This window comes from Streptomyces sp., assembly GCF_019510245.1.
Taxonomy (GTDB): domain Bacteria; phylum Actinomycetota; class Actinomycetes; order Streptomycetales; family Streptomycetaceae; genus Streptomyces.
The window spans coordinates 70,368-91,424 of record NZ_JAEKKT010000134.1; the positions used below are offsets into that span (position 1 = coordinate 70,368).

General features: G+C 71.5%; 26 protein-coding genes and 1 riboswitch. Of the genes, 17 read left to right on the forward strand and 9 right to left on the reverse strand.

Annotated features, from left to right (window positions below):
- Window positions 1–92 precede the first annotated feature (92 nt).
- A complete protein-coding gene (locus JF597_RS19380) occupies window positions 93–743 on the forward strand; it encodes a helix-turn-helix domain-containing protein (protein WP_293996274.1) in 651 nt (216 codons plus the stop codon).
- A 770-nt stretch (window positions 744–1,513) separates the two neighbouring features.
- Here JF597_RS19380 and JF597_RS19385 read toward each other — a convergent pair.
- On the reverse strand, window positions 1,514–1,648 hold the full coding sequence (locus JF597_RS19385) for a hypothetical protein (protein WP_293996276.1): 135 nt from the start codon (window positions 1,646–1,648) through the stop codon (window positions 1,514–1,516).
- A 111-nt stretch (window positions 1,649–1,759) separates the two neighbouring features.
- Window positions 1,760–2,038, reverse strand: coding sequence for a hypothetical protein (locus tag JF597_RS19390; RefSeq protein WP_293996278.1), 279 nt, complete (start codon window positions 2,036–2,038; stop codon window positions 1,760–1,762).
- Between JF597_RS19390 and JF597_RS19395 the strand changes: the two genes are divergently transcribed.
- The 4 genes from JF597_RS19395 (at window position 2,037) to JF597_RS19410 (ending at window position 5,736) form a co-directional block, all read left to right on the forward strand.
- Window positions 2,037–2,261, forward strand: coding sequence for a hypothetical protein (locus tag JF597_RS19395; protein WP_293996280.1), 225 nt, complete (start codon window positions 2,037–2,039; stop codon window positions 2,259–2,261). The two genes, JF597_RS19390 and JF597_RS19395, sit on opposite strands and share 2 nt — an antisense overlap.
- 28 nt (window positions 2,262–2,289) lie before the next feature.
- Window positions 2,290–3,321, forward strand: a complete 1,032-nt coding sequence (locus JF597_RS19400) for a hypothetical protein (RefSeq protein ID WP_293996282.1) — start codon at window positions 2,290–2,292, stop codon at window positions 3,319–3,321.
- Between the two features lie 972 nt (window positions 3,322–4,293).
- Complete coding sequence (locus tag JF597_RS19405; protein WP_293996284.1) at window positions 4,294–4,470, forward strand: hypothetical protein; 177 nt, start codon at window positions 4,294–4,296, stop codon at window positions 4,468–4,470.
- 138 nt (window positions 4,471–4,608) lie between these two features.
- Entirely contained in the window at window positions 4,609–5,736 is a 1,128-nt protein-coding gene (locus JF597_RS19410; RefSeq protein WP_293996286.1) for an 8-amino-7-oxononanoate synthase, read from the forward strand.
- A gap of 110 nt (window positions 5,737–5,846) precedes the next feature.
- Here the strand turns inward: JF597_RS19410 and JF597_RS19415 are convergent, their stop codons facing one another.
- Window positions 5,847–6,074, reverse strand: a complete 228-nt coding sequence (locus JF597_RS19415; RefSeq protein ID WP_293996288.1) for a DUF397 domain-containing protein — start codon at window positions 6,072–6,074, stop codon at window positions 5,847–5,849.
- Between the two features lie 9 nt (window positions 6,075–6,083).
- Complete coding sequence (locus JF597_RS19420; RefSeq protein ID WP_293996290.1) at window positions 6,084–6,944, reverse strand: helix-turn-helix transcriptional regulator; 861 nt, start codon at window positions 6,942–6,944, stop codon at window positions 6,084–6,086.
- Between the two features lie 212 nt (window positions 6,945–7,156).
- Between JF597_RS19420 and JF597_RS19425 the strand changes: the two genes are divergently transcribed.
- Window positions 7,157–7,615 carry an ATP-binding protein gene (locus tag JF597_RS19425; protein ID WP_293996520.1) on the forward strand — a complete coding sequence of 153 codons (459 nt, stop codon included), beginning with the start codon at window positions 7,157–7,159 and terminating at the stop codon, window positions 7,613–7,615.
- A gap of 33 nt (window positions 7,616–7,648) precedes the next feature.
- Here JF597_RS19425 and JF597_RS19430 read toward each other — a convergent pair whose 3' ends face one another.
- The 3 genes from JF597_RS19430 to JF597_RS19440 all read right to left on the reverse strand — a co-directional run bounded on the left by JF597_RS19430 (window position 7,649) and on the right by JF597_RS19440 (window position 9,623).
- The gene (locus tag JF597_RS19430) at window positions 7,649–8,122 is read right to left on the reverse strand and encodes a C40 family peptidase (RefSeq protein WP_293996292.1); all 474 of its coding nucleotides are present in this window, start codon (window positions 8,120–8,122) and stop codon (window positions 7,649–7,651) included.
- A 3-nt stretch (window positions 8,123–8,125) separates the two neighbouring features.
- Window positions 8,126–8,310, reverse strand: a riboswitch (cyclic di-AMP (ydaO/yuaA leader).
- 361 nt (window positions 8,311–8,671) lie between these two features.
- Window positions 8,672–8,980, reverse strand: coding sequence for a hypothetical protein (locus tag JF597_RS19435; protein WP_293996294.1), 309 nt, complete (start codon window positions 8,978–8,980; stop codon window positions 8,672–8,674).
- A 7-nt stretch (window positions 8,981–8,987) separates the two neighbouring features.
- On the reverse strand, window positions 8,988–9,623 hold the full coding sequence (locus JF597_RS19440; RefSeq protein WP_293996296.1) for an ATP-dependent Clp protease proteolytic subunit: 636 nt from the start codon (window positions 9,621–9,623) through the stop codon (window positions 8,988–8,990).
- 139 nt (window positions 9,624–9,762) lie between these two features.
- On the opposite strand from JF597_RS19440, the gene JF597_RS19445 reads away from it, so the two are divergent.
- The 8 genes from JF597_RS19445 (at window position 9,763) to JF597_RS19480 (ending at window position 17,003) form a co-directional block, all read left to right on the forward strand.
- Window positions 9,763–10,050 carry a type II toxin-antitoxin system Phd/YefM family antitoxin gene (locus JF597_RS19445; RefSeq protein WP_293996298.1) on the forward strand — a complete coding sequence of 96 codons (288 nt, stop codon included), beginning with the start codon at window positions 9,763–9,765 and terminating at the stop codon, window positions 10,048–10,050.
- 516 nt (window positions 10,051–10,566) lie between these two features.
- Window positions 10,567–10,869 carry an urease subunit gamma gene (locus JF597_RS19450; RefSeq protein WP_293996300.1) on the forward strand — a complete coding sequence of 101 codons (303 nt, stop codon included), beginning with the start codon at window positions 10,567–10,569 and terminating at the stop codon, window positions 10,867–10,869.
- Window positions 10,870–10,883: 14 nt separating this feature from the next.
- The gene (locus JF597_RS19455; RefSeq protein ID WP_293996302.1) at window positions 10,884–11,195 is read left to right on the forward strand and encodes an urease subunit beta; all 312 of its coding nucleotides are present in this window, start codon (window positions 10,884–10,886) and stop codon (window positions 11,193–11,195) included.
- Window positions 11,188–12,909, forward strand: a complete 1,722-nt coding sequence (locus JF597_RS19460; protein WP_293996304.1) for an urease subunit alpha — start codon at window positions 11,188–11,190, stop codon at window positions 12,907–12,909. The genes JF597_RS19455 and JF597_RS19460 overlap by 8 nt, the downstream gene beginning before the upstream one ends.
- 15 nt (window positions 12,910–12,924) lie before the next feature.
- Entirely contained in the window at window positions 12,925–13,602 is a 678-nt protein-coding gene (locus JF597_RS19465; protein ID WP_293996306.1) for an urease accessory UreF family protein, read from the forward strand.
- Between the two features lie 227 nt (window positions 13,603–13,829).
- Window positions 13,830–14,510, forward strand: coding sequence for an urease accessory protein UreG (gene ureG, locus JF597_RS19470; RefSeq protein WP_293996308.1), 681 nt, complete (start codon window positions 13,830–13,832; stop codon window positions 14,508–14,510).
- Window positions 14,507–15,268: an urease accessory protein UreD gene (locus JF597_RS19475; RefSeq protein WP_293996310.1), complete on the forward strand. Its 762-nt coding sequence runs from the start codon at window positions 14,507–14,509 to the stop codon at window positions 15,266–15,268. Before ureG ends, JF597_RS19475 begins: the two co-directional genes overlap by 4 nt.
- A gap of 160 nt (window positions 15,269–15,428) precedes the next feature.
- On the forward strand, window positions 15,429–17,003 hold the full coding sequence (locus tag JF597_RS19480; protein WP_293996522.1) for an alpha/beta hydrolase: 1,575 nt from the start codon (window positions 15,429–15,431) through the stop codon (window positions 17,001–17,003).
- Window positions 17,004–17,074: 71 nt separating this feature from the next.
- Here JF597_RS19480 and JF597_RS19485 read toward each other — a convergent pair whose 3' ends face one another.
- Both JF597_RS19485 and JF597_RS19490 read right to left on the reverse strand, forming a co-directional pair.
- Entirely contained in the window at window positions 17,075–17,800 is a 726-nt protein-coding gene (locus JF597_RS19485; protein ID WP_293996312.1) for a lysophospholipid acyltransferase family protein, read from the reverse strand.
- Between the two features lie 277 nt (window positions 17,801–18,077).
- On the reverse strand, window positions 18,078–18,359 hold the full coding sequence (locus JF597_RS19490; protein WP_293996314.1) for a thiamine pyrophosphate-binding protein: 282 nt from the start codon (window positions 18,357–18,359) through the stop codon (window positions 18,078–18,080).
- Window positions 18,360–18,439: 80 nt separating this feature from the next.
- Here JF597_RS19490 and JF597_RS19495 point away from each other — a divergent pair, with 80 nt between their 5' ends.
- From JF597_RS19495 to nrfD, 3 genes are read left to right on the forward strand one after another with little or no spacing between them, the layout of a single operon-like run.
- On the forward strand, window positions 18,440–18,709 hold the full coding sequence (locus JF597_RS19495; protein WP_293996316.1) for a hypothetical protein: 270 nt from the start codon (window positions 18,440–18,442) through the stop codon (window positions 18,707–18,709).
- Entirely contained in the window at window positions 18,706–19,761 is a 1,056-nt protein-coding gene (locus JF597_RS19500; RefSeq protein ID WP_293996318.1) for a 4Fe-4S dicluster domain-containing protein, read from the forward strand. The genes JF597_RS19495 and JF597_RS19500 overlap by 4 nt, the downstream gene beginning before the upstream one ends.
- Window positions 19,761–20,804: an NrfD/PsrC family molybdoenzyme membrane anchor subunit gene (gene nrfD / locus JF597_RS19505; RefSeq protein ID WP_293996320.1), complete on the forward strand. Its 1,044-nt coding sequence runs from the start codon at window positions 19,761–19,763 to the stop codon at window positions 20,802–20,804. The genes JF597_RS19500 and nrfD overlap by 1 nt, the downstream gene beginning before the upstream one ends.
- Window positions 20,805–21,057 lie beyond the last annotated feature (253 nt).

Consider the following 21,057-nt stretch of genomic DNA (forward strand, 5'->3'; position numbering starts at 1 on the left):
GCGCGGCACCCGTCCGACGCGATCAGCCTTGCCCTTCTGGCAAACTCGCAGGACAGAGCAGTGGAGCGGCACGGCAAGAAGGAGCGGGAGAGGTGGCAGTCGACGACGTGGACGGCACGCTGGCAGCGATGGGGCCCCGGTTGCGGGCCGCGCGCGAGCACCACAGCGCGACACTCGCCGGTGTCAGCTGCGCGACCGGCATCTCGACCAGCACGCTGTCCCGGATCGAGACCGGCCGGCGCAAGCCCACCCTGGAGGTGCTGCTGCAGCTGTCGAAGGAGTACGGCGTCTCCCTGGACGAACTGGCCGGCACCGCGCCCGCCCCCGCGGCCGAGCCGCACGCTACGGCGCCGCTGAGCTTCGGGGATGACAAGGCGGTGCTGCCGTTGACCCGGTACGTCGGCGGCCTGCACGCCCACAAGCACGTCCTGCCCGCTGTCGAGGGTCCGCCCGCGCGGCCGCGGCAGGTCTCCCACGAGGGCTACGAGTGGCTGTGCGTCCTGTACGGGCGGCTGTCGCTCGCGCTCGGAGACCAACACCTCGTCCTGACTGCCGGGGACGTTGCCGAGTTCGACACCCGCACCCCGCATGGGGTGGTGAACGCCGGCTCCGGCGGGCCTGTTGAGTACCTGATTATGTTCGGGCCCCAGGGCGAGCGCCTACGGCTGCGCACCTCTCCGTCAGTTGGCCGCGGGAACCGCCAACCGAATCGCGCCCAGGCCGGCCGCGAAGCGCAGCCGTAGGATCCGGAACCCATTCCGACAAGACAGCGAAACCGCGACTTGCGTGCAGGTTCGCCGCCAAGGGCCGCCCAGATTCCTGGAACTCGCGCGCTACTCGTTGTTGCATGCCCAAGTCGGCCATCCCGCGGTCTGCGGCGGCAGACTTGTTTGAGGCGATGGCGGTGGGGGTCTCGCCGCGGGTTCGCACCACGAGCGCGGTTGTGGTGAAGCCCAGGGCCGTGAAGGCGGCGGTGGTCAGGAAGGCGGCGGTGGTCAGGAAGGCGGCGGGGGCACCGGGGACGAATTGGCCCGGCACGGCCCCGATGGAGTAGACGGACACGATGACGGCCAGGCCGATCGCGCCGCCGAGTTGCTGGGTGGTCTGGAGCAGACCGGAGGCTGACCCGGCGTGCTCGGGCTCGAAGCCGCCGACGACCAGGGAGGCGGCGGGTATGAAGGTCAGCCCGGTTGCGACGCCGTTGAGCAGGAGCGGAGCCGAGGACCAACTCCGCTCGCTGCTGTGCGAGTACTACCCCGCCGCCCTGGACGCCTTCGCCGGATGGGCCAACGGCCTGTGCCGCCCCGAAGCACGCGAACTGCTCAAGCTCGCCCCCACCCCGAGCCAGGCCGCCCGGCTCACCCGCGCCCGGCTCCGGTCGGCCCTCGAACGCGCCGGCCGCAGCCGCGGCATCGAAGCCGAGGCCGACCGGCTCCGCGAGTTCTTCCGCGGCGACTACGCGAGCCAGCCGCGGCTGATCGAGGACGCGCTCGGCAAGCAGGCCTTCGCTCTCCTACGCCAGTTGGAAGCCGCGTGCCTTGCTGCTGACGAACTCGCCGAGGCGGTCGAGGAGTCCTCTGTCCAACACCTCGGCGACCCGGCCGCGGTCACTGCGGTGGTGGACGCCCTCGGTACTGCGATACACCATGACCAGCACGGCATCACGCGATCAGCGCTGAAGGCGCTGGCGGCGTTCGGCCGGGCAGCGGCCGGCGCACGGGACACGATCCGGTCGCTGACCACCGCCGGCGACGCACACTCACGCCCCGCCGCCGTCACCGCCCTGTGGGCCGTGGGCGGTGACCTGGCCGAGGTCATGCCGCTTCTGCTGGGCCTCCTCGACGACCGCATCACCTTCCGCATCGACGACGCGGCGGATCTGCTCGGCGAGATAGGCCCGCCCGCATCCGCCGCCCTGCCGCGCCTGCGCAACCTCCTGACGCACGACATGGGTGCGGGTGCACTGCGCGGCGGCGCTCTGGGAGATCGGCGGCGAGGCGGAGGCACCGTCCGTCTTGAACGCCCTGCTGCAGTCCATGGCCAAGAACCCCGCGACGGCCAACCACGTCGTCGGCTGCCTGGACCGCATGGGCCCTCTCGCAGCACCGGCACTGCCCCTGCTCCGCGAGCAGCTGGCCCTGCCCCGGCGCGGCGGCAGGTTCCAGAGCACCGACCACGACGAGGCACTCCAGCGGGTCGGCCGTACCCTCATCGCCCGCCTCGCCACTCCCGACGAGTTCGCCACCCCCGTCGCCGGCTGACTCATCTCACACCGCCGTAAGGAGAGACATGTCCTTTCCCGAGTTTCCGCAGCCGGCGCCCGGTGAGGTGCTGTTCGTCTGCACGTGCTACGAGGACGGCAGGGCCCTGTGGGGCGGGCTCCTCGACGAGATCGCAGCCCGCCGGGAAGACGACGGGCTCGTCCTCGAGGGCAGCGGCGTGCGGCTGCGCATGGTCGAGGACAGCGCGTGGGACCACCTGCACGGGGGAAACATCCCGGCGCTTGTTCCCGGCAGCAGTCCCGTGCCGCCGGTCGCCGTTATGGCGGACATCCCGGTGGTGTACGGCGGGGACGGCCCACTGCTGGTGGACCTGGCGGCGATACCCGGCCGCGGCGTCCGGATCCCGTCGACCCGGCTCGGCGAGATCCTCGCCGACCTGCTGGGCGGCGCACTCGCCTTCGACGACCTGGTGCGCGACATGGACCGGTACGGCATGTACCAGGGCGACGGCGGCCGGCCGGCTTTCCCCACGCCCGCGTCGGCACCGCCGCGCCGGTCCTTCCCGCCTCTTCCCTCCACCGGCGCGGCCCTGCTGGTGCGCACTTGCTTCGACGACGAGGCCGGCTGGCAGGCCCTGCTCGGCGAACTGGGCGGGACGGACCCAGACGGCTGGGTCGGCGCGGATCTGGACTTGGACGAGATCGACGTGGAGCACTTCCCGTTGACGGCGCTGGTCGTCGACAACTCTGCCTTCGAAGGCCTCCAGCCGGGCCAGGTCCCGGTGCTCGTCCCGCCCGACGAGCACACCACGCTGGTCGCGCTCGCCGACGCCCGGACCTTTACCGAGCCTGAACTACCTCTGACTGTCGTCGACCTGTACGACAGCCCAGGACGGCAGGCCGTCCTTCCCTGCCGCGAGGTCGGATCCATGGCGTGCAACCTGGAGATCGCCAACATGGACTTCTACGAGTTCGTCGCCGAGGACCAAAGGTCCTGCCAACATAGTGCGGTTCACTACGGAGACGAAGGCTGGCAGGCTCTACAGCCGCATCCCCGACCGCCGCGAGCCTACGGGCCGGCCGATCCACCCCGGAGGTAGACCGCGATAACGCCCGAACCCGAACCTGCCGAGAACGGCCCCGCCGCGGCCTCCACGGGCCACCCCGCGTCCCTGACGCGCGCGGCGCTGGCCGAGCGTGGCTTCGTCGGTTTCGTGCCCTTCGCCGACCTCCCGCACAGCACCGTCCCTGCCGGGGAGGGCATCTACGCGTAGGAGGGGCGGCCGAGGCTTGGAGGAGTTCGTCAGCGAGGCCTCCGGCACCACTGCGTAGCTTCTGGCACTACGAGTACCTCGGTTACCAGTTCAACGTGAACTGCACACGCACACAAGGACCAAGGGTTTCCAGTGCCCTCCGCCGCCCCGCTCCGTGGGATGTTGAGCACGTGCAAGGACTGCTCCTTGTACGCCACCAGCGGGGAGAGTCGTACTCAGACCGTGGCCGAGCGGACTTCGAACCGCTGTTGCTGACGGCCCCAGTTCCCAGCGGGACTGGGCGGTGCGAGGCAGGGAGGGTCTCGGCGAGCACCGTGCCTGGCGGATCCAGTGGCGACGAGGTACGACAAGCTCGCCGTCCGCTACGAAGCGACCGTGCTGATCGCGGATCCCGAGCGGTACGGCCCATGGGAGACGGTGTACAGCCGTGCTGCGCGCCCGCCGGGTCAGCGCGGTTCTGGAAGGGGCCTCGGCAGGCGCGTCGAACACTTCGAATATGGCCCAGGACCACCTGGAACTGTGGGGAGTCACCGAGCTGTCCGGCGGGTCAGCCCGCCCCGGGAGTGTCCGAGCCCGTGGCCGTCGGGCTCGACGAAGACGCCACCGGGCGGCTCGACCCAAGAGCGGGAGCTGTGTGGGCCTACCGATGTCTCTTGCTGTTCTCGACCACGGATGGCGGGAACTCGCGCATCAGCGACTGGAGGAACACGGCCTCTTCCTTGACTGCGGGACCGGTTCGAGGCGGCCCGCGGGCTGCCTGGTGCGCTGTTCGCCCCGGACTCCGAGCCGGTTCCCCAGGTGACGGCGGAGAGTCTGCCGTTCGTGCGGGTCGAGCTTGCCCCGGCTCGGGCCGGGCCGTCCGCGCACCTCGAGGGGCTGATCATCTGGGACCTCTCGGTGGACTCGCCCATCGCGCCCACCAGCATGGGGCGGGAACGAGACATGCGGGGGCCGGTTCCGCCGCTCGCCGGGTGATCTGCGCACTGTGTGATACAGCCTCTGACCTGCGTTGATCCTGTGCTCGATAAATCTACGTGTGGGTATTGCCACACAGTGGGCGCCTGGGGATCCCGCTAGGGTCTGTCCACTGCCTACAAATTCACCGGAGGGGCCATGGCGTTCGGCTGGATCGACGAACAGGCGGAGCAGCGCCGCCGCGCCGGACTCGTACGGACCCTGCGCCCCCGCCCCGCCGACTCGCCGCTGCTGGACCTCGCGAGCAACGACTACCTGGGCCTCGCCCACCACCCGGAGGTCGCCGAGGGCGCGGCCGAGGCGGCCCGGACCTGGGGCGGCGGCTCCACCGGCTCCCGGCTGGTGACCGGTACGACGGAGCTCCACACCGAGCTGGAGCGGGAACTGGCCGATTTCTGCGGGTTCGAAGCCGCCCTGGTCTTCTCCTCCGGCTATGCCGCCAACCTCGCCGCCGTCACCACGCTCGGCCCGCACGGCTCCCTGATCGTCTCCGACGCCCTCAACCACGCCTCCCTGATCGACGGCTGCCGGCTGGCCCGGGGCGCCGCCCAGGTCGTCGGGCACGCCGATCCGGACGCCGTGCGCAAGGCCCTCGGGACGCACGAGGGGCCCGCCGTGGTCGTCTCCGACACGGTGTTCTCCGTCGACGGTGACGCGGCGCCGCTGGCCGCGCTGGCAAAGGCGTGCCGTGAGCACGGCGCCGGGCTGCTCGTCGACGACGCCCACGGGCTCGGGGTCCTCGGGGACGGCGGGCGAGGCGCGCCGTACGCGGCCGGGCTCTCCGGCGCCGACGACGTGGTGGTCACGGCGACCCTGTCGAAGTCGCTGGGCAGTCAGGGCGGGGTCGTGCTGGGCCCGGCCCGGGTGATCGACCACCTGGTCAACGCGGCCCGGACCTTCATCTTCGACACCGGTCTGGCCCCCGCCGCGGCAGGGGCGGCGCTGGCGGCCCTGCGGCTGCTGCGCCGCGAGCCCGGGCGGGCGGCGCGGGCCCGCGAGGTGGCCGCGGAACTGCACGCACGGCTGACCGCCGCGGGTCTGGAAGCGGTACGTCCGGACGCCGCGGTGGTCTCCGTGCGGGCCCCGTCCCCGGAGCAGGCCGTGCAGTGGGCGGCCGACTGCCGGACGGCAGGCCTGGCCGTGGGCTGTTTCCGTCCGCCGTCGGTGCCGGACGGCATCTCACGGCTCAGGCTGACCGCCCGTGCGGACCTCTCCGGGGCCGAGATCGAACGCGCTGTACGTGTGATCGGCAAGACACGACCATGAGTCGGCGTGACACGGTCGGGCCTGGCTCGCGAGCGGATACGGAGTCGGGAACGGATGGTGTGCGAGTCTGATCGGTTTCATTCACATCTGATCAGACTCTTCGGGGCTGATCAGTCGGCGAGTGCCGCCATGAACCCTGCCCAGCTCTCGGGGGAGAAGAGCAGCGCGGGTCCGGCCGGAGCCTTGGAGTCGCGCACGGCGAGCAGTCCGGCCCAGGGGCCGGAGCGCGGCCGTGCCGTCTCCACGCAGTTGTTGGCTCCGGTGCTGTAGCTGCTGCGCAGCCACCGCAGTCCGTGCAGATCAGCACTTGAAGGTACGTTCCGAGGCAGTGCAGTCATGGTGCCTCCTTACGCGCCGTCAGCTATTGCGGCGATGTAATCCAACGAGTCCTCGGGGGAAAGGGCGTGGATCCGGAGCGTGTTGAAGGCCTCCGTGTAGGCCTGGAGGTCTTCTTTCCGCTCCAGGTAGAGGCTACTCGTCAACTGGTCGATAACAACCACGTCCAGATCAGAAGTGCTCGGAAATGAGAAGATTACGAAAGGTCCGGTGATGCCGATATGCGCCCCCGCTGCGAACGGCAGTACCTGGAGCCGTACTTGGGGCAGCCGGGCCGCCTCCATCAGCCGCTCCAGCTGCCGCGCCATCACACCGGGACCCCCCACCTCCCGGCGCAGCACCGCCTCGTCCAGGACCGCGCTCAGCTTCAGCGGCGGATCGTTGCGCAGCACGTCCTGCCTGGCCAGGCGCACCTCCACCAGGGTGTCCAGGGAGTCGTCGGCGCGCCCGTCCATGGCCGCCCGGGTCACCGCACGCGCGTATTCGGGGGTCTGCAGCAGTCCCGGCACGACCAGGGTCTCCAGCGTGCGCATCGTGCCTGCCTGTGACTCCAGACTGATGAAATCGCGGTAGGCGGGCGGCAGGACCCCACGATAGGCGTGCCACCAGTGGTGCCGTCCCGCAGTGTCCTCCGACCCCGCCAACACCAGCAGCAACTCGCGCAGTTGCCCCTCGGCCACGCCGTAGGCGTCCAGGAGTAACCGCACATCGGCCGGTTTCACACCGCTGGCGCCGGTCTCGATCCGGCTCACTTTCGACTGATGCCAGCCCACCAGACGGGCGGCCTCGCCGCTCGTGAGGCCGGCGCCGGTGCGCAGTGTGCGCAGTTCGGCGCCCAGTTTCCGGCGGCGCACCGCGGGACCGTTCTGCATGGGCTACTCCTTACTCCTTCCGAGCCGCCCAAATACGGTCTGAGGTCGCAGAGTTCACCGCTTCGAGCGACAGATATATGCATATCTTGGTGGATCGCTCCCCGTGACCGGCCCGGTAATGGCAGTCTGGCGAAGAAGCACCAGTCCGGGACCGTACTCGAACCATCCGCCCCGTGTCGGACTCCGGTCCCGAGGAAAGGGACGACGTCGCCATGGCAGACCATCTGGAAGCATCCGTCACTCTGCCGAGCGATCCCGCCTCGGTCTGCGCCGCGCGCTCCTATGTGCTGGACACCCTCGCGGAGTGGGGGCTGCCGCCGGAGACGGAGACCGCGGACACCGTCCGCCTCATCGTCTCCGAGCTCGCCACCAACGCCGTGCAGCACACCTTCGGGCAGTCACCCACCTTCACGGTGGACCTCGTGCTCGACCGTGACGAGCAGCTGCGCATCGGCGTCACGGACAGTCATCCGCGCTTCCCCAAGAGACTCCCCGCCGCGGTCCAGCAGGACAACGGGCGCGGCATGGTCATCATCCGCTGGCTGACCGCCGAGTGCGGCGGCAAGCTTCGGGTACGCCCCACCCGGGAGGGCGGCAAGACCGTCTCCATCGAACTTCCCTGGACGGTCCCGGCCGGCACCGTCACCGCGGCCGGCCAGCAGGAGCCGTAGCCCTGAGCCCCTGCCGGCCCGCTCGCGGTGGGGTCAGCTGACCCGGCCGTACCAGACGCTGCGCGTCCAGATCTTCTGGAGCCTCACCACGTCCCCGGTCTTCGGGGCGTGCCAGATCTTTCCCTTCCCGGCGTAGATGCCGACGTGGTACACGCTGGAACCCGAGTGGAAGAAGACCAGGTCCCCGGCCTTGCGGTTGCCGGCCGAGATGTGACGGGTCTTGTTGTACTGCTGGGCCGCTGTTCGCGGCAGGGTCTTGCCCGCCTTCTTGAACGAGTACAGCGTGAGCCCGGAGCAGTCGAACCTGTTCGGCCCGGTGGCACCCCACCGGTAGGGCGCGCCCTTCTTCGAGGCAGCGACCTGGAGTGCCTTCGTCGCTATCGTGGCGGCCGAGGCGTCGGAGGCGACACCCGGGATCACGATCGAGCCGCCCACGGCGGCGATGGTCAGCGCCGAGGCCGTACCGGCCCGGGCCATCAGCGACGGAACACGATTGAGCGCAGTCATGCGCAACCCTTCGTCAGCCGCCTGTGAAGGATGACCTGTCGGATTCGGGCTGGCGAAGTTGCCCGGCCGTGTCGCCACGGCTTCACCCCAAGGGCTGCTCGGCGCGGTCATGGAGCGACCGTGCCGGCGACCCGACGTGCTTGGGTCCTCCACTCCTGCCGATGCACTTCTGTCGACGGGTCAATCCGGGCGGCGGCAGGACTCGGCGTCCGCCCAGACCGCCCCGCCGCTGTGGCGGGGGCTTGTCGTCAGACAGGGATCTTCACTCACGCGTGTCCGAAAATCCCAACGGAACCGGGGATTTGTGGGGTTACTCACCACCCACCCGTTCGGGTGGACAGCACTGTGTTCGATTCTCCGTCAACTGCCCTGCGTAGCCCCGGACCTGCGCGGAAGCCGCTCGCGGGCACCCCCGCACGGGCAACCTGAGCGGTCCTCGCGGTCAGGTAAAACCACGCCACACTCCGCCGGACGGCGGTAACCCCTTTGGATCGTTTCGAATCCGGCCCGCTCGTACCGTCGACGCGCGGGACCGGAGTCCGGCGGGTGTCACCGTACGCAGTCGGGCGGGAGTGCGACGCGAGCGGTCCGGCGCTCGCCGTCGAGCACCCGCAACGCCCGTGCCAGCGTGTCCCCGTGAAGCTCCGTCTCGCCCCGCTGATGCATCAGGGCCAGCGCGTCACGCAGCTCGGCCGCCGCGCGCACCAGCGCCTGCGCGGCACGCAGCCCGCGGTAGGTGTCCTCGTTCTGCGCCGGATTGATCCGGCCCAGTAAATCCACCACGTCCAGGTAACGGTCGATCAGCTCGCCCTCGGCGCGGGTCAGCGCGGGCAGCGGCGGAAGCTCCGGCGGCAGCATCGGCGCCTCACCCCGCGTCCGGCAGGCCGAGGGAGGGGCGGCGAGCGGGCATCACCCGGTCCACCAGCCCGTAGGCCAGCGCTTCCGGGGCGTCCAGGACCAGGTCCCGTTCCAGATCCCGGTGCACCTGTTCCGCCGTGCGCCCGGTGTGCCGGACCAGCATCCCTTCGAGCATCGCGCGCACCCGGTCCAACTCCGCCGCCTGGATGGCCAGATCACTCGGCTGGCCCTGTACCGGTTCCGGCAGTGACGGCTGCTGGAGCACAATGCGGGCGCCGGGCAGCACGGACCGTTTGCCCGGTGTGCCGGCCGCGAGCAGGACCGCCGCCGACGACCCGGCCTGCCCGAGGCAGACCGTCTCCACGTCGCAGCTCACGTACTGGACCGTGTCGTAGATGGCGGTCATCGCGCTGTAGGACCCGCCCGGGGAGTTGATGTACAGCGAGATGTCCCGCTCCGGAGCCGCGTACTCCAGATACATGAGCTGCGCCATCACGTCGTTGGCCGAGACCTCGTCGACGGGCGTGCCGAGGAAGACGATCCGCTCCTCCAGGAGCTTGCCGTACGGATCCAGGGTGCGCTGCCCCGCGGTCGTGCGTTCCGTGAACTCGGGCAGGACGTAGCGGGCGGACGGTCGGGTCATGGCGTACCCCTCCTCGCGACTGAGGCGGCCCGGTGCCGGGCCCTCTGTTGAAAATGTACAGGACGTACAGATCATTGACAGGGGATTCCGCTGTGGCCGAACAAGATGTGATGTCCGGGGTGCCCCGTAAGCTGGGTTCATGGCCTACGAGATTCCGGTGACCCAAGCCAGGGCTGAGCTCGCCGAACTGATCAACAGGGTGGTGTACGGCGGTGAGCGCGTCGTCGTGACGCGCCACGGCAAGCCGCTGGTCGCCCTCGTCTCCGCCGCCGACCTCGAACGCCTCGAAGAGCTCCCGGAACCCGCCGAGGAGCACGTGGACCACGTGGTCAGCTCGGTCTCCACGGTCCGCGAGACCGCCGCCGTACGCCCGGAACGGGGCCGCTTCGGCATCGCGGCGGAGCACAGGGGGGCCGCGGGCTCCTGAACGAGCGCCCCCGAAGGGGCGCTGGGGGTAGACCCGGTCGACGGCCGGGGGAGGAACTGTGCGGAACAAGCGCCCCGAAGGGGCGCGGGGAACTGCGCGACCAGCCACGACGGTGTCGCGGACGAACAACTGCGCATCGTGGCACTTTCGGGTCGGCGCCCGGCGCCCGGCGCGTGCCAGGAGCCGTGTCGCCGAGCTGATCCAGTGGCCCCCGGGTCCTCGCCACGACCGTCGGCCCTTCCCGGAGCATCCGGGTGAGGGCCGTTCGGGTGACACGGGACGGCGGTCGGCCTCCGGCGCGGTGAGATGCGCTCCCGTGCGCCGGTCGTGCGGCTCATGTGCCGGTCATGAAGCGATCAAGGTCCGGTTAACGTCACCGAAACTCCGGCAAACTAGCCTGCCCATCCACGCCACCTGGGGTTTTCCTGGCCGGACTGGGTCCGTGAGCCCAATCCGTCGCGGTGGCCGCGGCAACCGGACCCCGCACGGTCCGGAGCGAGGACTGTGAGGTGGGACGTGCAACTGACCCCGCACGAGCAAGAGAGGCTGCTGATCCACGTGGCGGCCGACGTGGCCGAGAAGCGCCGGGCCCGCGGGCTCCGGCTGAACCACCCCGAGGCGGTCGCCCTCATCACGTCGCACATCCTCGAGGGCGCCCGGGGCGGCCGTACCGTCGCCGAACTCATGGCCTCCGGGCGCAAGCTGCTCACCAGGGACGACGTCATGGAGGGCATCCCCGAGATGATCCACGACGTCCAGGTCGAGGCGACCTTCCCGGACGGCACCAAGCTCGTCACCGTCCACGACCCGATCGTCTGAGGAGGCGGCCGCCGATGATTCCCGGAGAGGTGCTCTTCGCCGACGGACCTGTCGTATTCAATGCGGGGCGTGACATCACCCGGCTGACCGTCCTCAACGCAGCCGACCGGCCCGTCCAGGTCGGCTCCCACTACCACTTCGCCGAGGCCAATCCCGGGCTGGAGTTCGACCGGGACGCGGCGCGTGGCAAGCGGCTGAACGTCGCCGCCGGCACCGCCGTCCGCTTCGAGCCCGGCATCCCCGTCGACGTCGAACTCGTCCCGCTCACCGGCGCCCGGGTGGTCCCCGGGCTGCGGGGCGAGACCGGAGGTGCCCTCGATGCCTGAGATCTCCCGCGCCGCCTACGCCGACCTGTTCGGACCGACCACCGGCGACCGGATCCGGCTCGCCGACACCGACCTGCTCGTCGAGATCGAGGAGGACCGCTCCGGCGGCCCCGGACTCGCCGGGGACGAGGCGGTTTTCGGCGGCGGCAAGGTCATCCGCGAGTCCATGGGCCAGTCGCGTGCTACGCGCGCAGACGGCACCCCCGACACGATCATCACGGGTGCCGTGATCATCGACCACTGGGGCGTCGTCAAGGCCGACATCGGCATCCGCGACGGCCGGATCACCGGCATCGGCAAGGCCGGCAACCCCGACACCATGGACGGCGTCCACCCCGACCTGGTGATCGGCCCCGAGACCGAGGTCATCGCCGGCAACGGGCGCATCCTCACCGCGGGCGGCGTGGACGCCCACGTCCACTTCATCTGCCCGCAGATCGCCGACGAGGCGCTGGCGGCGGGCATCACGACGCTGGTGGGCGGTGGCACCGGCCCCGCCGAGGGCTCGAAGGCGACCACCGTCACCCCCGGGCCGTGGCACCTCGCCCGGATGCTGGAGGCGATGGAGCAGTACCCGCTCAACATCGGCTTCCTCGGCAAGGGCAACACCGTCTCGCACGAGGCGATGCTCTCCCAGATCCGGGGCGGCGCACTGGGACTCAAGCTGCACGAGGACTGGGGGTCGACCCCGGCCGTCATCGACGCGGCCCTGACCGTCGCCGACCGGACGGGCATCCAGGTGGCCATCCACACGGACACGCTCAACGAAGCCGGATTCGTGGCGGACACGCTCGCCGCGATCGGCGGCCGCGGGATCCACGCCTACCACACCGAGGGCGCGGGCGGCGGGCACGCCCCCGACATCATGACCGTCGTCTCCGAACCGCACGTGCTGCCCAGCTCGACGAATCCGACCCGCCCGTACACGGTGAACACCGCCGAGGAACACCTCGACATGCTGATGGTGTGCCACCACCTCAACCCGGCGGTGCCGGAGGACCTGGCCTTCGCCGAGTCACGGATCCGGCCGTCGACGATCGGCGCGGAGGACATACTCCACGACCTCGGCGCGATCTCGATCATCTCGTCCGACGCGCAGGCCATGGGCCGTGTGGGTGAGGTGATCCTGCGGACCTGGCAGACCGCGCACGTGATGAAGCGACGGCGCGGCGCGCTGCCGGGCGACGGGCGGGCCGACAACCACCGGGTACGGCGGTACGTCGCCAAGTACACGATCAACCCGGCCCTCGCACAGGGGCTGGCGCGCGAGATCGGCTCGGTCGAGACCGGGAAGCTCGCCGACCTCGTGCTCTGGGAGCCCGCGTTCTTCGGGGTCAAGCCGCAGCTCGTGCTCAAGGGCGGCCAGATCGCCTACGCCCAGATGGGCGACGCCAACGCGTCGATCCCGACGCCCCAGCCGATCCTGCCGCGCCCGATGTACGGGGCGATCGGGCGGGCGCCGGCCGCCAACTCCTTCAACTTCGTCGCCCCGCTGGCGATCGAGGACGGCCTGCCGGAGCGGCTGCAGCTCGGGAAGCGGTTCGTCGGAATCGAGTCGACCCGGGGTGTGACCAAGGCGGACATGCGGGAGAACGACGCGCGCCCGCGGGTCCGGGTCGATCCGGACAGCTTCGCCGTGCACATCGACGGAGAGCTGGTCGAGGCGACACCGGCCGCCGAACTGCCCATGGCCCAGCGTTACTTCCTCTTCTGAGAACTGGAGGGCGTCATGTCACGGGCGGCGTTGCTGGTACTGGCCGACGGCCGCTTTCCCGCCGGAGGGCATGCGCACTCCGGCGGGGCGGAGGCGGCGGTCAAGGCGGGCCGGATCACCGGGGCCGCGAGCCTGGAGGAGTACTGCCGGGGGCGGCTGCACACTGCCGGGCTGGTGGCCGGGGCATTCGCCGCGGCCGCGGTACTCGGCGTGGACGTACGGGAGTTGGACGCGGCGGCGGATGCGCGGACGCCGTCGGCCGCGCTGCGGGGCGCGGCGCGCAGGCTCGGGCGGCAATTGCTGCGGGCCGCGCGGGTGGCCTGGCCCGCTGCTGAACTCGACGCCGTGGCACGGGAGTTCCCGAAGGGGGCGCACCAGCCGGTGGTGTTGGGGGTCGTGGCGAGAGCGGCGGGGCTTTCGGCGCAGGACGCGGCGTACTGCGCGGTGTACGAGTGTGTGAGTGGGCCGGCCACGGCGGTGGTGCGGTTGCTGAGTCTGGATCCGTTCGAGGCGACGGGGGTGCTGGCGCGGCTGGCGGGGGAGATGGACCTCGTGGTCGACCGGGGGGTGGAGGCGGCGCGGAGGGTGGTCGCGGGGGCGGGGGTCGAGGGGCTGCCTGCGGCTTCGGCGCCGTTGACGGAGATCGGGGCGGAGTGGCATGGGGGGTGGGCGGTGCGGTTGTTCGCGTCGTAGGGGGTCTCGCCCCCGCCGCCCCTACCCGTCCCGTCCTCCAGGGGGTGGGCCCCCTTCGACCGCCCGTTTCGGGGGCTGCCGCCCCCGGACCCCCGCTTCGGCCTGAACGGCCTCGTCCTCAGACGCCGGACGGGCTGGAGGGAAGGGGGTGCCGACCGGCTTTCGTCCTCGGATGCCGGAAGGGAGGGAGGGGGGCGGGTCGGTTTTCGTTCTCACAAGGAGTTGTCATGCATCTTGATCACGACCACCACCACGGCCCCGCCGCCCTCAGCGCCGATGCCCACCGGCCCGACGGGGCGCGAAGGGCGCTTCGGATCGGGCTCGGGGGGCCGGTGGGGTCCGGGAAGACCGCCACCGTTGCCGCTCTGTGCCGGGCGCTGCGGGACGAGCTGTCGCTGGCCGTCGTCACCAATGACATCTACACCCGGGAGGACGCCGAGTTCCTGCTCCGGGAGGCCGTGTTGCCGCCGGAGCGGATCACCGCCGTCGAGACGGGGGCCTGTCCGCACACCGCGATCCGGGACGACATCTCGGCCAATCTGGAAGCCGTGGAGGACCTGGAGGACGAGGTCGGGCCGCTGGACCTCATCCTCGTCGAGTCGGGTGGGGACAATCTGACCGCCACCTTCTCGAAGGGGCTCGTGGACGCGCAGATCTTCGTGATCGACGTGGCGGGAGGGGACGACATTCCGCGGAAGGGCGGGCCGGGGGTGACCACGGCCGACCTGCTCGTCGTCAACAAGACGGACCTCGCACCCTACGTCGGGTCGGATCTGGCGCGGATGGCCGCCGACGCCAAGGCGCAGCGCGCCGAACTGCCCGTCGTCTTCCAGTCGTTGCGCAGTGCGGCCGGTGTCGCGGACGTGGCCGCGTGGGTGCGGGAGCGGCTCGTGGCGTGGGCCGTATGACGGCGACGGGGGTACGCGCCGTCGCCCGGATCGTCGCACGGGACGACGGGCGGGGCGGTACCTCGCTTCCCGTGCTGGAGGGCGAGGGGCCGCTCGCGCTGCGGCGTACCCGGGGGAGCGGGGCCGAGGCCCGGGTGATGGTCGTCGGGGCGATGAGCGGGCCGCTCTGCGGGGACCGGTTCGGGATCGAGGCCCGGGCCGAGGAAGGGGCCCGGCTCTGGGTCGGGTCGGCTGCCGCGACCATCGCCCTGCCGGGGCAGGGGAAGGAGGAGGCCCGGTACGACGTACGACTCGATGTCGCCGACGGGAGTGAACTGCGGTGGCTGCCGGAGCAGTTGATCTCCGCCAAGGGGAGTGATCTGTGCGTGACGACTCGCGTCGAGGTCGGGGCGCGGGGTCGGCTCGTGCTGCGGGAGGAGCAGGTGCTCGGGCGGGTGGGGGAGGAGCCCGGGCGGCTCGGCAGTCGGCTCACTGTGCGGGTGGCCGGGAAGGCGGTGCTGGATCAGGAACTGGCCTTCGGGCCCGGGGCGCCGGGTGGCTGGGACGGGCCCGCCGTGCTGGCGGGACTGCGCGCGGTGGGGCAACTCGTCGTCGTGCGGCCGGAGTTCGCGGTGCGGCCGATGGGGGCACGGATGCTGGGGGAGGGGGCCGCGCTCACTCCGCTCGCCGGGCCGGCGGTGTTGGTGAGTGCGGTGGCGGGCGATGCGCTGCGACTGCGCCGGGTCCTGGACGAGGCATTGGCCCAGCTGGGCGGGTGATCCGCTCAGCGGGACGCGGGCGTCCGGTTATCGGATTGGTAAAGACGGCTGTTGGGACCTGTTCTCAGGGACCTCACAGCCGCAAGGATCTCCCCTGACCGTTCGTCACGAGGTAGGGGGAGGGGCCCACTTGAGGGACAACTTCAGATCGAGGAGCCGGATGCTGGCGCTCGGTTCGGCCGGAGCGTTCGTCACGGCCAGTCTGATCACCGGTGCCCTCGCGGCACCCGCCGCCGGTGCCGAGGCCCGGCACGGTGGCCAGGACCGCGCGCAGCAGGGCGCGGCGATCGCGGCCGCACGGGCCGCCAAGGCCGGGATCGACTGGGCCGACTGCCCGGCCGACTGGGCCCTGACCAAGCCCGTCCAGTGCGGCTGGGTCAGCGTGCCGCTCGACTACACCAAGCCCTACGGCAAGCAGATCAGGCTCGCCGTCGACCGAATAGGCAGCACGGGGACGCCGGCGGAGCGCCAGGGCGCGCTCGTCTACAACCCCGGCGGCCCCGGCGGCTCGGGCATGCGCTTCCCGCTCCGGGTCACCAACAAGAACCCCCTGTGGGTCAACGCCTCGAAGGCGTACGACTTCGTGGGCTTCGACCCGCGCGGTGTCGGCCACTCCGCGCCCATCTCCTGCGAGGACCCCCAGGAGTTCGTGAAGGCCCCCAAGGCCGACCCGGTGCCGGACACCGAGGCCGACAAGACCGCACAGCGCAAGCTCGCCAAGCAGTACGCGGACGGCTGCGCCGAGCGCACCGGCCGCGCGATGCTCCAGCAGATGACGACCGCGAACACCGCCCGTGACCTGGACGTCATCCGGGCCGCGCTCGGCGAGAAGAAGCTCAACTACCTCGGTGTCTCCTACGGCACCTACCTCGGCGCGGTCTACGGGACGCTGTTCCCGGACCACGTGCGCCGGATGATCGTCGACAGCGTCGTCAACCCGTCGCGCAAGAGCATCTGGTACCAGGCCAACCTGGACCAGGACGTCGCCTTCGAGGGCCGCTGGAAGGACTGGGAGGACTGGGTCGCCGCGCACGACTCCGCCTTCCACCTGGGGACCACGCGGGATGCCGTCCAGGCCAAGTGGCTCCAGCTGCGCGCCACCGCCAAGGCGAACCCGATCGGCGGGGTCGTCGGACCGGCCGAGCTGATCGGCTTCTTCCAGAACGCGCCGTACTACGACTCCTCGTGGGTCCCGGTCGCCACGGTGTTCAGCAAGTACTTCGCCGGTGACACCCAGGCACTGGTCGACGCGGCCGCCCCGGACCTGACCGACACCGCGGGCAACATCACCTCGGAGAACGGCAACGCCGTCTACACGGCCGTCGAGTGCACCGACGCCAAGTGGCCCACCGGCTGGCACAAGTGGGACCGCGACAACACCGAGCTCAACAAGCAGTACCCCTTCATGACCTGGGCCAACGCCTGGCTCAACCTGCCGTGTGCCACGTGGCCGGTCCAGCAGCAGACCCCGGTGGAGGTCAGGACCCACAAGGGGCTGCCGCCGGTGCTGATCGTGCAGTCCACGCGGGACGCCGCCACCCCGTACCCCGGCGCCGTCGAACTGCACAAGCGCTTCCAGGGCTCCCGCCTCATCACCGAGCAGGGCGCCGGCTCGCACGGCGTGACCGGCCTGGTCAACCCGTGCATCAACAGCCGGGTGGACACCTACCTGCTCACCGGCGCGCTGGACGGTGCGGACGTCACCTGCGGCCCGCACGCCACCCCGCAGCCGTAACCACCGCTCCCGTACGACGAGGAGGGGCGGCCGGAACACCCCGGCCGCCCCTCACTCCTGCGCCCACCACCTCAACTCAGCGGCGCCCGCGGGAACCTGCGCTCCTTCTCGCCCTTCGCCGCCGCCTGCTCCGCCTTGACGACGGCCGCGTACTCGTCGACGTACTCCTGCTCTGACAGGGTCAGGATGGCGTACATGATCTCGTCGGTGATGGCACGCAGGACGGCCTTCTCGTTCTCCATCCCGGCGTAGCGGGAGAACTCGAGGGGCTTGCCGAAGCGGATCACGACGGGGTGGACGTTCGGGATGACCTTGCCGGGCGGCTGCGCCTCGAAGGTGCCGATCATCGCGCAGGGGATCACCGGGACACCGGCCCGCAGCGCCATCACGGCGACCCCGACCTTGCCCTTGTACAGACGTCCGTCGTGCGAGCGCGTGCCCTCCGGATAGATGCCGAGCAGCTCGCCCTTGCCCAGCACCCCGAGCCCCTCCCGGATCGCGGCCTGGCCCGCCTCCTTGCCGGAGCGGTCCACCGGGATCTGCCCGGCGCTGCGGAAGAAGAAGGCGGTCAGCCGGCCCCGCACCCCCGGCCCCGTGAAGTACTCGGCCTTGGCGAGGAAGGTGATGCGCCGCCTGAGGACGGCCGGCATCAGGAAGTGGTCGGAGAAGGAGAGATGGTTGCCGGCGACGATCGCCGGTCCCGACGACGGCACATGCTCCAGCCCCTCGATGCGCGGCCGGAACACCACTCTCAGCAGCGGCCCCAGCAGTACGTACTTGAGCAGGTAGTAGAACACGGCTCTCTCCTCTGCCGAGGTGCCTGATGGATCATCAGGCAGCTTGCCCGCAAAGGCCGCACAAGCAGAACCCGGCAACTCGGTAACCTTGACCGCGACCAAGCGGTTCGAACATCGTCTCGTCGGATTTCACCACGCCTGACGCCGGCGAGCGACATCCCCCGCGCCGGCCGGTCCGCCCCATGTCCCGGACGAGGTCGCCGATTCCGTCCGAAGCCGACGCGCTCTGGTCATGAACCCGTTCGTCACGGCAGCGGCCGAGCGCTTCGGACCGCCGTCAGGCCGAGGGCGTGAGCCCTCCGACCGCCGCGGCGACGCGCCTGGCCACCGGCTGCCGGTCCAGTGCCGCGTCGAACAGCCCGCCCGGCAGCCGCAGCGCGCCCGCGCCGTGCGGCGTGAGACAGCAGCCGGGACGCCGGGCCGGTTCGGCGTGTGCGCAGGCCGCCGGCTCGGCGGACGCCTCGCCGCGCACCTGGACGAAGTCCGGGGCCCGCCGAGTAGCCGGGCGCCGGGCGTCCGAGACCCGGGAGGCGGTTTCGGCCGCGCGAGGCGCGGGCACCCGTGCCAGGCTCGGAACGGGGCATCGGAAAAGCAGGCACCCGGGGTGGCGGAGAACCGGCGGCAGAAGGTGAGCGCGGCGTGGCGGTGTCCGAAGCGCAGGGGGCGCCCCGGCCGGCCGGGCGCGGGGAGCGGCTGCCGGACGCGCTCGCGCTGTACGGCCTGCTGATCCTGACCGTGACCGGCGTCCGGCCGACGTTCTTCCTCGACCCGCCGCCGGTACTTCGGCACGCCGGTGGACCTGCCGGTCACCGAGTGGGAGCGCCGTCGCGTGGAACTCGTACCGGCGTCCCCCGGAGCGGCCGAGGCGGACCGGGGGAGGACAAGTGGAGCGAGGAGGTCGAGCCATGACCGACAGCGGCACCGACGCGACCCGCCGGGCGCGGCCGGATCCCGGGCACCAGAACCTGCTGTACGGTCTGCAGCCGGACGTGGCGGGAGCGGCCGGGTACCCGGACAGCCCGCCGCGTATGGGCTTCTTCACCGACACCACCGTGTGCATCGGCTGCAAGGCGTGCGAGGTGGCCTGCAAGGAGTGGAACGCGGTCCCGGAGGACGGCCTGGAACTGACCGGCATGTCCTACGACAACACCCAGGGGCTCGGCGCCGACACCTGGCGCCATGTCGCCTTCATCGAGCAGCGCAAACCGCTGGGCGTCCAGGAACCGGGGGTCTCGCACGAGGATGTGGACGTGTTCGCCGCCGCCCGGACCCTCGGCGCCTCCCCCGCCTCGCCCGGGCCGGGCGCCACGGCACCGGCCGCCGACACCGCACCGGCGGGTGCGCCGGCCGGGGAGATCTCCCCGGTCCGACCCGACGGACGCACCGAACTGCGCTGGTTGATGGCCTCGGACGTGTGCAAGCACTGCACCCACGCTGCCTGCCTTGACGTGTGCCCCACCGGATCGCTGTTCCGCACCGAGTTCGGCACGGTCGTCGTCCAGGAGGACATCTGCAACGGCTGCGGCTACTGCGTGCCCGCCTGCCCCTACGGCGTGATCGACCAGCGCAAGGACGACGGCCGGGTCTGGAAGTGCACGCTCTGCTACGACCGCCTCGGCACCGGTATGGAACCGGCCTGCGCCAAGGCCTGCCCCACCGACTCCATCCAGTTCGGCCCGCTGGACGAGCTGCGCGAGCGGGCGGCCGGCCGGGTGGCCCGACTGCACGCGGCCGGTGTACCCGACGCCCGGCTGTACGGCGAGGACCCCGGCGACGGGGTGGGCGGCGACGGCGCGTTCTTCCTGCTGCTGGACGAGCCGGAGGTGTACGGCCTGCCCCCGGACCCGGTCGTCACCACCCGGGACCTCCCGGACATGTGGCGGCACGCGGCGCTGGCGGCGGCCTCGCTCGCCGCGCTCGCCGTGACCAGTTTCGTGGGCGCCGGCCGAAGGAGGCGGTGATGAGCGGTTCCGATGTGTCACGTGAAGGCGTCCGAGGCACCAGGCCCGGGCGGGACGCGCCGACCGGTAAGCACGGCAGGCGCCGCCGGGACCGGGGCGAGCGGAGCATGGTGCCCGACGCCGAGTTCTCCTCGTACTACGGCAGGCCGATCCTCAACAAGCCCACCTGGAAGCCGCTCGACATCGCCGGCTACCTCTACCTGGGCGGGCTCGCGGGCGGCTCCTCGCTGCTGGCCGCCGGGGCGCAGTTCACCGGCCGCCCGGCGCTGGCCCGGGCCGCGAAGCTGGGCGCGACCGGCGCCATCTCCCTTTCGCTGGCGGCGCTCGTCCACGACCTGGGCCGCCCGGGCCGCTTCCTGAACATGCTGCGCGTCCTCAAGCCGACCTCTCCGATGAGCGTGGGCTCGTGGCTGCTGGCCGGATACGCCCCGCTGACCATGGCGGCGGCGGCCACCGACGTGGCCGGGCGCCACCGGCTCGTCGGTACGGCCGCCACCGCGTCGGCCGCCGTCCTCGGCCCCGCGGTCGTCACCTACACCGCTGTGCTGATCTCGGACACCGCCGTGCCGTCCTGGCACGAGGGGTACCGCGAGCTGCCGTTCGTCTTCGCCGGGTCCGGCGCCACCGCGGCGGCCGGGCTGGCGCTGCTGGCCACCCCGCCGGCCCAGACCGTCCCCGCGCGGCGGCTGGCGGCCCTCGGCGCCGCCCTCGAGCTGGGCGCCTTCCGGCTCATGAAGCATCGGATGGGCGGCCTGCTGTCCGAGCCCTACGGACAGGGCCGGGCACACACCCTGCTGCGCACCTCGGAACTCCTCACGGCGGGCGGCGCGGCCGTGGCGGCCCTCGGCGGCCTCGACACCCGACGGCCCGCCCGGGTGCTCGCGGCGGTGGCGGGCGCGGCCCTGCTGACCGGCTCGGCGGCGCTGCGGTTCGGCGTCTTCCACGCCGGGGTCGCCTCTGCCGAGGACCCGAAGTACACGGTCGTTCCGCAACGGGAGCGGCTGGACGCGAGGAAAGGAGACGGGACGGCGACCCGGCCGTGACGTCGGCGGGCGCAGCGCGGCCGGACACGGCACCGGTGCGCGGCCCAGCCAGGCGAACGGACAGACAGTGGCCGACGTCGCCGAGCCGGTGCCGGGCGCGGTCGGCGGCAGCGCCGGTTTCGGCCGGTGCGGCGCGGGTACTCCGGCGCAGCGAGACGAACCGTACGCGGAGGGGAGGCGGCGCCGATGCCCACCCGGAGTCAGGTGCTGCGCCTGCTCGCGTATTGGCCGACCAGTTGTGCCGGCACATGGC